We start from the raw sequence: 14805 nt of genomic DNA on the forward strand, positions 1-14805 counted from the left end.
GGTGGTGGAGGCCGAGGTCTCCTGCCGCCCGTGCGGGCTCCACGGGGGCCGGCGGTGCCGGAAGGGGCATTTCCGGTGCATGTTGGACATCCGGCCCCAGGATGTGCTTCGGGCCGCCGGGGAACTCCTGGAAGGGGCGGGGCCCCCGTGAAGGTCGTGCACGTGGACCTCGGAGGCAGGTGGAGGGGAGGGCAGCAGCAGGTTTTTTTGCTCCACCGTGAACTGCGTCGCATGGGGGTGGACAGCGTCGTGGTGGCGCCCCCGGAGGGAGGACTGCCGGCGCGGTGCAGCGAAGCCGGACTCCCGGTCACGACCCTTTCCGGGCGTCGGTGGTGGAATCCAGATGTTTGGCTGACGCTGCGGCGTGCCTGCCGGGGAGCGGATCTCGTTCACGCCCACGACGCCCACGCGGCCTCCTCGTTGGCCATCGCCTTGCGGAGGGGCGAGGCCAAGGTGGTGTGCCACAGGCGGGTCTCGTACCCGCTGCGTCCCGGAATGAGGTTCCGCCTGACGTACGGGAGAGCGGACGCCTGGATCGCCGTCTCCGCCGAAATTGCCGAATCGGTGCGGCGGGCGGGCGCAGTCTGCCCGGTCGAGGTGGTACCGTCCGCCATCGAGGTGGATGATCTCCGGGCGAGGGCGCACAGGTTAGACCGGGAGGATGTTCTTCGTCGCTGGGGCGTCCGGGACGAGAGGCCGGTGTTGGGGGTCGTCGGCGCGTTCACCGAGCAGAAGGGGCACCGGGTTCTGGTAGAGGCATTGCCGCGACTCCTCAGGGAGTGGCCGGGGTTAGTGTGCGTCTTCGTCGGAGAGGGACCCCTCGAGCCAGCGATCCGCGAACTGGCAAGAGCCCGCCGGGTGCTGGACCGATGTCGGTTCCTCGGGTTTCTAGGGGACGCGCCCGTCCTCACGCGGTGCCTCGATGTGGCCGTGCTGCCGAGCGTTTCGGGCGAGGGTTCGAGCGCCGCCTTGAAGGAACCGATGGCGCTGGGGGTCCCGATTGTGTGCTCCGACCTTCCGGGGAACGTCGAAGTGGTGGGGGACGCCGGGTGGGTCGTGCCCCGGGGCAACCCGGCCGCCTTGGCCGAGGCGATCGATCGGGTCCTCCGGGACGAGGAGTCGAGGGCGGCGAGGGTACGGGCGGGGTTCCAACGGGTAGAACGGTTTCGCCCCGGGACCATGGCGCGGCGCACTCTTTCGGTATACGAGAGGGTGCTCTCGTGAAGGTTCTCCTCATCCGGTTTTCCTCCCTTGGAGACGCGGTGCTCGCGACCGCCGCGGTGGAGGCCCTGGCCCAGGATCGCCCGGATGCCGAGTTCCACGTTCTCACGAAGCCAGCGTTCCGGGAGATCTTTCTCACCCACCCGGGGGTGGCGGGGTGCGTGGACTGGGACCCCAAGGAGGGCCTCTTGGGCCTCGCCCGCAAGATCCGGCGGGAACGGTACGACTGGATCGTGGACCTCCACGGCACGCTCCGCGCCCGGGCGCTTCGGGCCTTGACCCCCGGGGCGCGGTGGACCCGGTATCGCAAGGGAACCTTGCGGCGGCGGCTCGCGGTGTGGCTCCGGAAGCCGGGCCTCCTGGACGACACCCACGTGGTGGACCGGTACATCGCGGCGCTGGGCCGGCTGGGCGTGCGCCGGACCCGCCGGCTTCCACGCCTTTACCCGGGGGAGGCCCATCGCGACCGGGTGAGCGAACTCTTCGCTGCTGCGGGCTGGGACGGTGCGGATCGGCTCGTGGCGCTCGCTCCGGGCGCCCGGTGGCCCACCAAGGCCTGGCCCGAGGAGCACTGGAGGGCGCTGGCCGGGCGGTTGCAGGCCGGGGGCGCGTTTCCCGTGGTCGTGGGGGGGCCCGAGGACCGGGAACTGGCCGACCGGATCCTGGCCGGCGGCCGGGGGGCGAACCTGGCGGGGCGCACCTCGATCCTGGAAACGGCCGCCGCGCTCGCCCGGTGCGAGGTGCTCGTGACCAACGACTCGGCCCCGATGCACATGGCCACGGCCGTGGGCACCCGGGTCGTAGCCCTTTTCGGCCCCACGGTCCGGGGGTTCGGGTTCTATCCCCTGGGGCCCGCGGACACCGTGGTGGAGCGCGAGATACCCTGCCGGCCCTGCAGCCTCCACGGGCGCATTGTCTGTCCTTCTGGCCCACGGACATGCCTCGATTCGATTCGGCCGGAAGAGATCCTGGCAGAGGTGGAACGGCCCGGAGGGCGAATCTGACGCGGTCGGCCGCAGGGGGCCCGCCGCCGCCATGTGGGGGCCGGCGAAACGCGGGTGCTCGGGGGAAGTTCTGACCTATACCTTCGAAAGTATTGTCGGGAGCGGGTGGGGGACTGGTTCCGGCCGGGCGCGAGTGCGGCACCCGATCGCCGCGCCTTTCCATGCCGTTGTCGGCTCGACAGGCCGCGGCGGCGGTGGCGGACGTTCCGGATTTTCCAAAGCGATCCGGGCGTGGTGAGGGCGCGGCGAGGTAAGGGGCCGCACCCGTCTCTCCACCAGCTTCCCACCCGCGGGTTTCCATAGCGACGACGGGGATCTGACAATACTTTCGTTGGTCTCAGCAATACAAGGAGGCCTGGTGTACAGGGTGGCGAGACGGATATGGGGTGCTTGTGGTTGGCCGCGGCGGCGGCGAAGCCTGTTGGCCGCGCTGATCTGGCCCGGTGCGCGGGTCATGGCGGGGGCGGGGATCTACGGTGATCTCGGAGCGATCCGGTTGGGCCGGCGAACAGTGGTGGAGCGGGGGGCGGTGCTGTCCAACAAAAAGGGGGGAAGGATCGACCTCGGACCCCGTTGCGTGGTTCGAGAGGGCGCCAGGCTGGAAACCTTTGGAGGGGATATCCGACTCGGCGCACACTGCAGCGTCAACCCCTATGCGGTGCTCTACGGTCATGGGGGGTTGACGATCGGGGATGGGGTGCGGATTGCGGCGCACGTGGTGATCGTGCCCGCCAACCACGTATTCGATGACCCCGAAACTCCGATTTTCCGGCAACCGGTCCGTGCCGAGGGCATCGTGATCCAGGACGACGTCTGGGTGGGGGCGGGGGCACGAATCTTGGACGGGGTCCGGGTGGGTCGGGGAGCGGTCATCGGGGCGGGGGCCGTGGTGAGCAAGGACGTGGCCCCTTTCACGGTAAACGTGGGGGTTCCGGCCCGGCCCGTGGGAAGGAGAGGGGCCTGATGGACAGGGAAAGGACGGCCCCGGGAGGGGCAGTGGACCTGGAAGGGGGCCGCGGCGGTGCCCCAGGGGAGGATCTGATCGGTTGGAACGCTCGGGTTCATCGCTGGAAGGGGGTGGGTTCGTGGCGGGCGTTGTACCTCTGGTTCCTGAGGAGGTTGGACCCGACGAGTATCGTGGAGTTCGGCTGTGGGGACCCGGCGTTTCTCCAACTCGTCGGGCCGGAGTGGGAGCGAATCGCCATCGATGGGAACGATCGACTGAGGAGCGAATACGAGAAGCTCGGGATCGGTTTCTATCGCATGGATCTGGACCGGGATGAACTGCCGGCCGAAATTCGGGACGTAGGGGTCGCCGTATGTTCGGATGTTTTCGAACATCTGATTTTCCCGGCCTCTCTCCTTGAGAAAATCGAGCATTGCCTGGGCCGTAGCGGGATCCTTTTTAGCCATGTGCCCAACGAGTTCCAGTGGCGCCGGACCCTCAGAATCCTACTGGGGCGCCGTGCGGCCGTGTATCACCACGGGGCCGAGGAGTGGAACGATCCCCACCTGCGGCGTTTCACGGATCTGGGCTACCGGCGGTTCTTGGCCCAACGGTTCCGGTACAACCTCAAGATCAACGATCTGCGTTACCGAGGGTGGGCCCGGGTGCTTTCCGGGTGCAGACTCCCGGTTCCCTACGGTCTGGAGGGCGGCCCCACCTATACGAGCACCAACGACCCCGAGGTGTTCCGGAGGCTTGCTTCGATCAAGGAGAACTTGAGGAGAGACCCTGTGTTCCGGAGATGCCGAGGGGGGCTCGAGGGCCTGGAAGCGGGCGGTGGGGGACGGGGGTCGTGAACATCGCCTTCGTCAACGCAACCCGAAAATGGGGAGGGGTGAAGACCTGGACCCTGGACTACGGTCGGGCGCTGCAGGAACGGGGCCACGGTATCGACGTCGTGGCGCGGGAGGGCACCCCGTTCGTGGATGCCTGCCGAAGCGCCGGGTTCCGCGTGCATCCCTTCCGGTTCGGGCCCAAATACAATCCGCTTGCGATTGCTCGGATGGTCCGGATTTTTCGGCGGCGTCGCCCGGACGTGGTCGTTGTGAACATTTCCAAGGACCTGGAGATCGGTGCGGTGGCGGCTCGGTTGTGCGGCATCCCGGTGGTCCACAGGGTCGGGTTGGTGGAGGACTACCGGGGAACGCTGGAGGAACGGTGGCGGCATCGGTGGCTCGTCACCCGGGTGCTCGTCCCCAGCGAACGGATGCGCGACCGTCTGCTGCGCCGGTTTCCTTGGCTGTCCCCCGGCGAGATCTGGGCCGTTCCCAACGCGAAATTTCTGGACCGATACCCCGTGCCCCCGGAGAAGGGGGAGGGACCCCTCGTTTTCGGGACGGCGAGCCAACTGAGCCCGAGCAAGGGCCACGAGTTCTTGGTCGAAGCGTTCGCGCGATTGTTGGGCAGCGGCGTGGACGCCCGTCTGCGGTTGGCCGGCACCGGGGAGTTGGAGGCGGCGCTCAAAGCCCGGGCGGACCGCCTGAGGATCGCCGACAAAGTGGAATTCCTCGGGTTTGTCGAAGACATTCCGGAATTTCTCACTTCTCTTAGCGTCTACGTCCTCCCGAGCCTCAAGGAGGGCTTCCCAAACTCCCTTCTGGAAGCGGTGTGTGCGGGGCTTCCCTGCGTGGCGACCCGCCTCGAGGGGGTGGAGGAGTTGGTGGGGGACGCCGCACGCCTGTGCGAGCCGGCCGACGCCGAGGCGCTGGCGCAGGCGATGGCCGACCTCGCCCAGGACCCCGGGCGGCGGCGCCGTTTGGGGGAGGCGGCCCGGCGGTTGGCCCGGGACCGGTACGACGTGCGGAAAAACGCGCTCGTCTTGTTCTCCCGCCTTCAGGAGATCACCCAGCCATGAGACGGATCCGGGTCGTGCGGGTGATCCACCACCTCGTGCGCGGCGGGGGGGTGCAGACGCGCCTGACGGAGTTGTTGCCGCGACTGGCGGAGCACGTGGACGTGCGGGTCCTCTGCTACAAGAAGAGGGGCGAACTGGCGGACGAACTGGAGGCCGCTGGCGTGCCGGTGGACCTCGTCCCGAGAGGCCCCAAGTGGTCACCGCGGAACCTGGCCACGTTCGCCGGGTACTTCCGGCGACACGGGGTGGATGTGGTTCACACCCACAGTTACACCGCGAACACGATGGGGGTCGTGGCTGCTCGGCTCGCGAGGGTTCCCGTTCGCATCCGCCACATCCACACCCTGATCCCCTGGGGTCGGGAGGGGCCGTACCGGACGGCGTTGCGCAAGGTGGCGGATCGCTGGGCCGCGGGGATGGCCGATGTGACCCTGGCGGTGAGCGCGGCGGCCCGGGACCGTTTCCTCCGAGGGACCCGGCTGCCGGACGCGGCGTGCCGCGTGCTTTATAACGGAGTCGATTTGACCCGGTTCGCGGACGCACGGGAACGGGGCGGGGCCGTGCGCGAGGAGTTCGGACTCTCTCCCGAAGCGCCGGTGGTCGGCGTGGTGGGGCGTCTGGCCCGGGGGAAGGGCCAATCCGAGTTCCTGAGGGCGGCGCGGATCGTGAAGGAACGGCGGCCTGAGGCGAGGTTTCTCGTGGTGGGGGAAGGGCCGTTTCGGAAGGAGTTGGAGGAAACCGCCCGGGCCCTCGGGCTGGAAGATCGGGTCGTGTTCACGGGATACCGCCGCGATATTCCCGCGATTCTCGGAAGCCTCGACCTGTTCGTGTTTTCGGGGCTTCCCGACGCCGACGGCAGGATTCCGGATGGGCTTCCCGGCGTGGTCATCGAAGCGCAGGCGGCGGGGGTACCGGTTGTGGCGTTCGATTTGCCGATGATGCCGGAACTTCTTCCGGCGGAGGTGCCGTCCGGGTGTCTGGTCCCCACGGGGGACGTGGAAGCCCTGGCCCGGGCCGTGGAAGGCTTCCTCGACCGTGGGGAGGAGCGGGAACTCCTAGAGCGCGCCGCGAAGCGGAACGCCCAGCGGTTTTCCATTGATCGCTGTGTGGAAAACACGTTGGCGCTGTACGAAGAGTACCTGCGGCGCAAGGTTCCGAGCCGGCCGGCCCCGAGGGGGGAGGGGTAGGTCCGTGCGCCGTCTCAGGGTCGTTCGCGTCTACAAGGGGCTCAAGTCGGGTGGAGGCGTACACAATCGCCTCCTGGAACTCCTTCCGCGTTTGGCCGAGCACGTCGATGTGCGACTGCTGTGCTACCGGAGCCGAGGGGACCGCGCCGAGGAGTTGGAGTCCCTGGGAATCCCGGTTGACGTGATTCCCCTGAAACACAAGTGGTCCCCCGCCACGGTGGCCCGGTTCGCCGGTTATCTGGAACGGGTGGGCGCCGAGGTCGTCCATGCCCACGAGTACACGGCGAATACGCTGGCCATTGCGGCCGCCGTGCGGGCGCGGGTACCGGTGCGCATCCGGCACATCCACTCGTTGACTCCGTACGGGCGGGTCGGCCGACTGAAAGGTTCCCTGCGAAGGCGCCTCGACCGGTGGGCCGCACGGCGGGCCCACCTCACCTGGGCCGTGAGCGAGGCGGCACGGGCCCGATATCTTGCGCTTTCCGGGCTCCCCCCGGAGACCTCCCAAGTTTGACACTTTCAGGGAATTGGCGACGCGCAACATGCTGAAATCGCGGTGTAAATATATTTTTTGCCCGGAAATGTGTAGTGTATAATGTGGTAGATGAAGGGATTGCCAAGTTTGCTGGATGCTTGTATCATGTAGGCTATGTTCGTGCGCCTCCACCGCCAAAAACAGCGTGGCAAGGTCTACACGTCGGTCCAACTGTGCGAGAGCTACCGGGATCCGGCCAAGGGCAATGCACCCAGAAACCGAGTCCTCCTCAACCTCGGGCCCTTGGACAAGCTCGGCAGTGACACCTTGCAGAAACTGGGCGAGGGGTTCTTGCGCGCAGCCCAGGAAAGTCGGGGGTCGGGCGGGGCTTCGGGAAGGGGGCGGGGCGGGAAAGGAGCGACAGAGGAAGCCCTCGCCCTTAACGCTTGGGATTTCGGCCACGTCTACGCCGTGAGCGGGGTGTGGGACCGCTTGGGGTTGAGCGAGGCCCTACAGGAGGCCGGCCTTGAGGGCCGTTCCTCCTTTGGGGCTTCCGAGATGATCCGGCTTTTGGTGGTGAACCGCCTGTGTGAGCCCACGAGCAAATGGGCGCTGCTCGACTGGATGGAGGGCGTGTTCGGTCTGGGGGAGGCCCCCCCGTACCACCATCTGCTTCGGGCCATGGATCGGTTGCTCGAGGGGAAGGAGGAGGTGGAGCAGGCCGTGGCCCGGCGGGTAGTGGGCGAGGGGAAGGGGACGGACCTGGTGTTCTACGACATCACGTCCACCTATTTCGAGGGGGACCGCTCCTTGAACGAGGAGGACGACCTTCGTCGGTACGGATACAGCCGGGACGGCCGGAGGGACCGGCGCCAGGTGGTGATCGGGGTGGTGATGACCCGGGAGGGCATTCCCCTGTGCCATCACGTGTTCCCCGGGAACACGGCGGACAAGACCACGGTGGCCGAGGTGGTGCGGGATCTGAAGAGGCGCTTTCGCCCGGAGCGGGTGATCTTCGTGGGGGACCGGGGAATGCTCACGGACGCCAACCTGGAGTGCCTGCTCACGGAAGAGGTGGGGTTCATCGTGGCCCATCCGTTACGCCGGAACGCCGTGGCGCGGGAGGTGATCGCAAAGGTCTGGCGCCGGTTCGACCGGAAGGGGGATGCGGAGCAGTTCTTCGAAGACGTGCGGCAGGGCGTTCGGTTCGTTGTGGCCTACTCCCCCCAGATCGCCCGGGAGACCAAAGAGGGCCGAAAGGAGCGGTTGGCCCAGGCCGATGCCTGGATCCGGGCCCGGCTGGAGGCCCTGGCCCGGCCCGCCGGACGGGGGCGACGGCCCACCCCGCAAAGCACCTACGATCGGATCCGGGATTACCTGCGCGACAAGGGATTGCTGAGGTTCTACAATCTCGCGCTCTCGGAGGCCGAGGGACTGCAGGTGAGCAAAGACCGCAAGGCTCTCTTGTGGGAGGCGAAGATCGACGGCGTGCTTCTGGTGGAGACCACCGATCTGGAGCGGACGCCGGAGGAGATCATCGGCCGCTACAAGGAGCTGGCGGAGATCGAGCGCGGGTGGCGGTGTTTGAAGAGCACGGTCAAGGTACGGCCCGTCTACCACTGGACCGAGCGCCGGATCCGAGCGCACATCTTCGTTTGTGTGCTGGCCCTGCAGGTCGAGCGCTGGATGCGAAACCGGCTTCGGCCTTTGGGTCTCTCGGTGCCCCGAGCCGTGTCGCTCCTGCAGCGGAACAAGGTGGTTGAACTCGTGGTGAGCGCCACGCCCACACGGGTGACGACCCGGCCCACGCGGGAACAGGCACGAATCCTACGCGCCCTGGGGCTGCCCCCGATCCCCAAGACCCTGTGAGGATCTGTCGTGTAGTGTAAAAACGCGCCGCCCAAAAAGCATAACCCATTAAAATCACAGGACTCATGCACCCAAAAGTGTCAAACTTCGGAGACCTGCGCCGTGCTGTACAACGGCATCGACCTTCGGCCGTTCGAACGGTGCCGGGAGCGGCGCGGTTCCGTGCGCCGGGGTTGGGGGATTCCCGAGGACGATCTCGTGGTGGGCACGGTGGGGCGGCTGTCGGAGGGGAAGGGGCACGAAGAGTTCGTCGAGGTGGCGGCCGCGATTCATTCCCGCCATCCGAGGGTGTGCTTCGTGTTGGTGGGAGACGGGGGCAACCGGCCCCGTTTGGAGCGGCTCGTGGAAGACGCGGGGCTGGGGGGGCGGTTTGTCTTCGCGGGTCATACCAACGACGTCCCGGGTGCCCTCGGAGCGATGGACGTGTTCCTGTTCCCCAGCCGGTCGGAGGGGTTGCCCGGGGCCGTGGTGGAGGCGGCCGCGGCGCGGCTCCCGGTTGTCGGATATCGTTTTCCGTTCATGACGGAAGTGGTCGACGACGGGGTTTCAGGGATTCTCGTTCCGCCGGGGGAGCGGGGGGGGGATGACCTGGTGGAGGGCGTGCAGATCCTTCTTTCCGATCCCCAGAGGAGGGAACGGTTCGGCCGGGCCGCCGCCGCGGGCGCAAAGCGATTTTCATTAGACACCTGCGTCGAAAAGACGCTCAGGACGTATGAAGACCTCTATGCACGATCGACCCTCTGACGCGAACCCGACGCCGCTGACCGTGGTCCATATTACCAGCTCGACCAACCGCAGCGGGGGAACCCGCCAGGCGTTTCTCCTCGCACGGGCCCAGGCAGACGCGGGTCTGCGCGTGATCGTCTGCGCCCCGGAGGAGGCGGCCATTCTGGACTGGGCCGAGAACTCCGGAATCCCGGCGAAGCGGCTTCCCCGTTTGGGATCCCTCTGGTCGCAGTGGCGGGCTTCCCGGGGGGTTCGCCGAATCGTGCGGGAGGCGGCCGCGGACCTCGTTCATGCGCACCACACCAAGGGACACAACGTGGCCCTGTTGGCGACCTTCGGCGGCGGGTTCCCTCCGGTCATCGCCAACCGAGGGGTGCTTTTTCCCGCACGGTTTCCCCTGAAGTTCCGAACCCCTCGGACCTCGGCGGTGATCACGAACTCCCTGCGGGTGAAACGGGTGCTGGAGTCGGCGGGGGTGGCCGGGGGAAAGATCCACGTGGTCCCCAACGCGCGGGACACTTCCGGCACCGGGGCGACCGAGAGGGCCGACCCGGCCCTGTTGCGCCGGCAGTTGGGGCTTCCCCCGGGCGTTCGGGTCGTGGGCGCGGTCGGTCGAGCCAGGCCGGAGAAGGGGTTTCAGCATCTGATTGAAGCCGCTCCGGCGGTTCTGTCGGCGGTTCCGGACACGTTTTTCCTGTTGGTGGGCGCCGGAACGGAACGGTTTGTGCCGACGTTGCGCCGGTTCGGGGTGGCGGATCGTTTCGTTCTGCCGGGCCACCGGGACGATGCCGTGGACCTGATGCGGTTGTTCGACGTGTTCGTCATCCCATCGGTGGACATGGAGTCCGCTCCCAACACGCTGCTCGAAGCGATGAGCGTGGGTGTGCCCGCGGTCGGAACGAACATCGGGGGCATTCCGGAGATTATCGAGGAAGGAAGAACCGGGTATGTGGTGACGCCCGGGGATCCGGAGGCCCTGGCCCGGGCGGTGGTGCGGCTTCTTCAGGATCCGGAACGCGCTCGGGAGATGGGGGAGGCGGGCCGACGAAAGATCGAGGAAGAGTTCTCCGTGGAGGCGAAGGTGAGGGCGACCTTTGAGGTGTACGAGAAGGTGCTCCGGCAATGCGGGCGACGTCCTTCCTCGTGATCCAACTCCGGCAGATCGGGGATGTGGTGCTCACGACGCCCATCCCGCGGATCCTGAAGGAAGCCCGGCCGGGGTGCCGGGTGGCCTTTTTGACCGAGCGACCGAGCGATGGGTTGCTGCGGGGAAACCCCCACATCGACGAGATCCTCCTGAACGACCGGAACGCCCCCTGGTGGCGCACCCTCGCCCTGGGCGGCGAGCTGCGAAGGCGGCGGTTTGACGTGGTGCTGGATTTCATGGGGAACCCCAGGTCCGCGCTTCTCACCCGCCTGTCCGGGGCGCCGATGCGGGTGTCCTATGAAGCGGCGGCAAGGCGGTGGGCGTACACCCACAACGCCGGAAGGGAGGGGGGATATGCCGTTACGGTGAAAAAGAACCTCTTGGGGCCGTTGGGGATCTCGTCCTCCTGGGATCGGCCCGAGATCTACCTTTCGGAGGAGGAACGGGCTTGGGGGGTGGCCCAGCGAAGGGCCCTCATCGGCGAGGGGCGGCGGTTCGTGACGGTGGACCCAACCCACCGCCGGGCCACCCGGCGCTGGCCGGAGGCGCACTACGGGGAGCTCTGCGCCCGGTTGGCGGACTGGGGGTGGACGCCCGTGGTGCTTTGGGGCCCCGGGGAGGAGGGGGTCGCGAGGGCCGTGGTGGAGGCGTCGGGCGGGCGGACCCGGGTCGCGCCGAAAACGAACCTTCGGGAGATGGCGGCCTTGATCGCCGCGGCCGACCTGCACGTGGGCAACTGCTCGGCCCCCCGCCACATCGCCGTGGCCGTGGGAACGCCCACGTTCACCGTGCTCGGGTCCACGAGCGCCGGGTGGACCCACCCGGCCCCCGAGCACACCGAGATCGCCCTCGGCCTCGAGTGCCAGCCCTGCAACCGCAACGAATGCCAGAGGGGCGACCGGGCGTGTCTCGTGGAACTCTCGGCCGATCAGGGGGCCGCCCGGTTGCGGGCATGGACCGACGCGGTCCTGGGATGGGGCGGGGCGTGAAGATCGCCGTGGTGCAGCCCAAGGTGGACCGATCCGGGGGAGCGGAAGCCTACGCCCTGGGGCTTGTGGGCGAACTCGCCCGGCGGGGCCACGAGGTGCACGTGTTCGCGCGCCGGGCCGAGGGGCTTCCGGAGGGCGTGCGGTTCCACCGGGTGCCGTCGGTGCCGTTCGGCCGGGCTCTCAAGACCTTTAGCTTCTGGCGCCTTACCGAACGGCGGGTCCGGCCCGGCGCGTTCGACGTGGTCCACGGGGCCGGGAAGACCACCTGCCAGACGGTCCACCGGTGCGGAGGTGGGGTCCATCGGGCTTACCTGGGGCGGGAGGGAAAAGCGGCCCGGTCGGCCTACGACCGGGTGGTCCTCCGGATCGAGGACCGTCTTTTCGCCTCGCCGAACCTTCGGGCCGTGGTCTGCCCGTCCCGCTGGGTGGCGGAGGAGGTGGAACGGTTTTACCCCGAGGTGGCGACACGGATCCGGATCATCCCCAACGGGGTGGACACGCAGCGGTTCACCCCGGAGGGCCGGGAGGAAGCCCGAGCCGAGGTGTGCAGGGCGCTGGGCATTCCCGTGGACGCACGGATCCTCCTCTTCGTGGGCACGAACTTTCGCCTCAAGGGCCTCGATCTCGCGGTGGAGGCCCTGGCCCACCTTACCGGGGCGCACCTGGTCGTGGTGGGGGGGGATGCGCCCGGACCGTTTGTCGCCCAGGCCCGGGAGTTCGGGTGTGACGATCGGGTCCATTTCGTGGGGCCGCAAAGGGAGATGGCCCGTTGGTACCGGGCCGCAGACGTGCTCGTCCACCCCACCCGGTACGATCCTTTTGCGAACGTGTGCCTCGAGGCACTCGCGTGTGGAACACCGGTGGTAACGACGCCGGCAAACGGGGTGGGTGACCTTTTGAAATGCGCAGCAGGTGCGGGAGTGGTGGTTGCAGCCGACGCCGCGACGGTAAGTTGGGCGGTTGACTCGCTGATACGGGGAGGAGTGAACGCGAGGCGTTCGGCCCGGCGGTTGGCGGAAGGGGTTGGGTGGGATGACCACGTGACACGGTTGGAGGTTCTGTATCGGAGCGTGAGGTTATAGCATGCGAATCCTCGACGTGGGATGTGGGAACAAGAAAATGCCTGGGGCTGTTGGGGTCGATCGTGTGCCGGGGACGGCGGCCGACATCGTGTGTGACCTCGAACGACCGCCTTATCCTTTACGCTCCGACAGTTTTGATCGGATTGTTCTGAACAATGTAATTGAACATCTTAACGATATCGTTTCCGTGATGCAAGAACTGCACCGCATCGCTAGGGATGGGGCAGAAATCATAATCCGCACACCCCACTTTTCGAGTCTTTATTCTTGGCAAGATCCGACGCATAAACATCATCTGGCCTACGATTCCTTTGACTATTTTTCCGTCAATGCTGGACATGTAGGATATTATACGAACGTAAAGTTTGAGTTGCTAGAGAAGCGCATTATTTTTGGAAAATCAGTGTTGTCTGTCATTCCGCGGATGTTGTGGAGACTGAGTAAACATAAGTACGAAAAACATTTTGCTTTCATGTTCCCTGCCAACGATCTTCTGTTTCGCCTCCGGGTTATCAAAGGGAGCGGCTAGATTCGTGGGTGCGTCGGTTCCCGTTCTTGCCTACCACAGCGTGGTCGGGGTGGGGGATGGGCAGTCAGTCCGGGCTTTTTCGTGGCAATTGGCGACTGTTGTGCGGGCCGTTGGGGACGTTCTGCTCCCGGCGGACCTGACACGTCCCACGCACGGTGCGCTCCTCACCTTCGACGACGGGTTTGCCGACCTGTGGACCCACGGGATCGAGGTGCTGGAACGCTTGGGGATCCCGGCGGTGGTGTTCGTGATTCCGTCCCGGGCCGGAGAAGGGCCCCCGAGGCCCCGGGGGAAGCCCGCCTGGACGGGGTCGGCGACCCAGGCCCACACCGAGGCCGCCCGGACCGGCGGAGCCCACCCGGCCTTTCTGCGCTGGTCCGAGATGGAGGCCTTGGAGCGAACCGGGCTCGTGGAGGTCCAGTCCCACTCCTGGGGCCACGCCATGGGGTGGGCCTCGGACGAGATCGTGGGGTTTCACCTGGGACGGTTCGGCCGGACCCACTGGACGCTGCCCCAGTGCACCGGGGGGGACGAACGCATCGGGATCCCCCTCTACCAGAGAAGATCGGCCCTGGCCTGCCGGCTCTACCGGGACGATCCCGACTTCCGGGACCATCTGGCCGCGTGGCTCGAACACCGCGGCGGGGAGGCGTACGTCCAGGAACGGGGAGCGAAGCGGGTGGCTGAGGAGCTGCGCCGGGAGGCCCTCCGGTACAAGGAGTCCAAGGGGGAGCGCGGGACATGGGAGACAGATGAGGAGCGGGAACGGCGCACGGTGGAGGACCTGGTCCGCGCCCGGGAGGCCCTGGAGTCGCGGCTCGGGGGCGTGCGGGACCAACTGGCGCTCCCTTGGGGACACTACGACGAGGTGACCCTGACGTGCGCCCGCAGGGCCGGCATCCGGCGGGTGTATACCCTGGACCGCAAGCCCAACCCGGTGGGGAGAATCGGGTTTTTGGTGCACCGGTTCGAACCGCGGCCCAAGGGGGTTTGGTGGCTTCGGTCCCGCCTGTGGATCTACCGGTCCACCTGGCGCACGGCGCTTTACGGCGTTTTGTCGGGCCGGAGGAACGCCGGATAGGGGAGAAGGGGCCCGGTCCCGCCCCGGGGGCGAGAGCCCACCCGACCTGGCATGGGGAATGGCGCCGGCGTATGATGTATGTGTAACATCGATGGCCGGACCGTGGGAGGTGGGTCATGCACCGCACGCAGGTTTTGTTGGAGGACAGGCAATACCTTGCCCTGAAGGAGCGGGCAAGGCGGGAAGGGAAAAGCCTCGGGCAGTTGGTCCGGGAGTTCGTGGACCTGGGGCTCGCCAGGGGGAGAACGGGGGACGAAAGGCCCTGCCGCCCGAGCCTCGCGGAGGTGCGCGGCCTGTTTGCTGATGGCCTGGTCCCGGAGGAACACGACCGCGTCCTGTACGGCGATCCGTGATGCCCGATCTGTTCGTCGACACCAGCGCGTGGTTTGCCTTTTTCGACCGGGAAAGCCGGGCCCACGACGCCGTGGCGGATCTGCTATCGGCATGGAGAGGTCGGCTGATCGTTACCGATTACGTCGTTGACGAGCTTCTAACCTTGGTCCGGGTCCGCGCCGGGCATTGGGCCTCCGTCCGCGTTGGGGAGGCTCTGATCGGGGGCGGCGAGGCGATCGTTGTCACCGTGGAGCCCCGTGACTTTCAGGCGGCGTGGGACCTGTTCCGGGAGCACTCCGAC

At 67.2% G+C, this 14805-nt stretch carries 16 protein-coding genes; all 16 read left to right on the plus strand.

Annotated elements, in window-relative coordinates:
• Positions 1–147 precede the first annotated feature (147 nt).
• Positions 148–1224, plus strand: coding sequence for a glycosyltransferase (locus tag ACY0I8_RS11320; protein WP_461394832.1), 1077 nt, complete (start codon positions 148–150; stop codon positions 1222–1224).
• The gene (locus tag ACY0I8_RS11325) at positions 1221–2225 is read left to right on the plus strand and encodes a glycosyltransferase family 9 protein (RefSeq protein ID WP_461394833.1); all 1005 of its coding nucleotides are present in this window, start codon (positions 1221–1223) and stop codon (positions 2223–2225) included. The genes ACY0I8_RS11320 and ACY0I8_RS11325 overlap by 4 nt, the downstream gene beginning before the upstream one ends.
• Positions 2226–2904: 679 nt before the next feature.
• Positions 2905–3189, plus strand: coding sequence for an acyltransferase (locus ACY0I8_RS11330; protein WP_461394834.1), 285 nt, complete (start codon positions 2905–2907; stop codon positions 3187–3189).
• The gene (locus ACY0I8_RS11335) at positions 3189–4028 is read left to right on the plus strand and encodes a class I SAM-dependent methyltransferase (RefSeq protein ID WP_461394835.1); all 840 of its coding nucleotides are present in this window, start codon (positions 3189–3191) and stop codon (positions 4026–4028) included. The genes ACY0I8_RS11330 and ACY0I8_RS11335 overlap by 1 nt, the downstream gene beginning before the upstream one ends.
• Positions 4025–5086: a glycosyltransferase family 4 protein gene (locus ACY0I8_RS11340; protein WP_461394836.1), complete on the plus strand. Its 1062-nt coding sequence runs from the start codon at positions 4025–4027 to the stop codon at positions 5084–5086. The genes ACY0I8_RS11335 and ACY0I8_RS11340 overlap by 4 nt, the downstream gene beginning before the upstream one ends.
• Positions 5083–6273: a glycosyltransferase gene (locus tag ACY0I8_RS11345; RefSeq protein WP_461394837.1), complete on the plus strand. Its 1191-nt coding sequence runs from the start codon at positions 5083–5085 to the stop codon at positions 6271–6273. The genes ACY0I8_RS11340 and ACY0I8_RS11345 overlap by 4 nt, the downstream gene beginning before the upstream one ends.
• A 4-nt stretch (positions 6274–6277) precedes the next feature.
• On the plus strand, positions 6278–6787 hold the full coding sequence (locus ACY0I8_RS11350) for a glycosyltransferase family 4 protein (RefSeq protein WP_461394838.1): 510 nt from the start codon (positions 6278–6280) through the stop codon (positions 6785–6787).
• Positions 6788–6922: 135 nt separating this feature from the next.
• Positions 6923–8617, plus strand: a complete 1695-nt coding sequence (locus ACY0I8_RS11355; RefSeq protein WP_461394839.1) for an IS1634 family transposase — start codon at positions 6923–6925, stop codon at positions 8615–8617.
• Positions 8618–8719: 102 nt separating this feature from the next.
• Positions 8720–9361: a glycosyltransferase gene (locus ACY0I8_RS11360; protein WP_461394840.1), complete on the plus strand. Its 642-nt coding sequence runs from the start codon at positions 8720–8722 to the stop codon at positions 9359–9361.
• On the plus strand, positions 9342–10490 hold the full coding sequence (locus ACY0I8_RS11365) for a glycosyltransferase family 4 protein (protein ID WP_461394841.1): 1149 nt from the start codon (positions 9342–9344) through the stop codon (positions 10488–10490). Before ACY0I8_RS11360 ends, ACY0I8_RS11365 begins: the two co-directional genes overlap by 20 nt.
• The gene (locus tag ACY0I8_RS11370) at positions 10466–11479 is read left to right on the plus strand and encodes a glycosyltransferase family 9 protein (RefSeq protein WP_461394842.1); all 1014 of its coding nucleotides are present in this window, start codon (positions 10466–10468) and stop codon (positions 11477–11479) included. The genes ACY0I8_RS11365 and ACY0I8_RS11370 overlap by 25 nt, the downstream gene beginning before the upstream one ends.
• Entirely contained in the window at positions 11476–12561 is a 1086-nt protein-coding gene (locus ACY0I8_RS11375) for a glycosyltransferase family 4 protein (RefSeq protein WP_461394843.1), read from the plus strand. Before ACY0I8_RS11370 ends, ACY0I8_RS11375 begins: the two co-directional genes overlap by 4 nt.
• Position 12562: 1 nt before the next feature.
• Complete coding sequence (locus ACY0I8_RS11380) at positions 12563–13090, plus strand: methyltransferase domain-containing protein (RefSeq protein ID WP_461394844.1); 528 nt, start codon at positions 12563–12565, stop codon at positions 13088–13090.
• Between the two features lie 100 nt (positions 13091–13190).
• On the plus strand, positions 13191–14171 hold the full coding sequence (locus ACY0I8_RS11385; protein ID WP_461394845.1) for a polysaccharide deacetylase family protein: 981 nt from the start codon (positions 13191–13193) through the stop codon (positions 14169–14171).
• Between the two features lie 116 nt (positions 14172–14287).
• Positions 14288–14524, plus strand: coding sequence for a hypothetical protein (locus tag ACY0I8_RS11390; RefSeq protein ID WP_461394846.1), 237 nt, complete (start codon positions 14288–14290; stop codon positions 14522–14524).
• Positions 14524–14805, plus strand: a 282-nt coding sequence (locus ACY0I8_RS11395; protein WP_461394847.1) for a type II toxin-antitoxin system VapC family toxin, incomplete at its 3' end; no start/stop codon positions are given. The genes ACY0I8_RS11390 and ACY0I8_RS11395, both read left to right, overlap by 1 nt.

The organism is Deferrisoma sp., assembly GCF_054681715.1.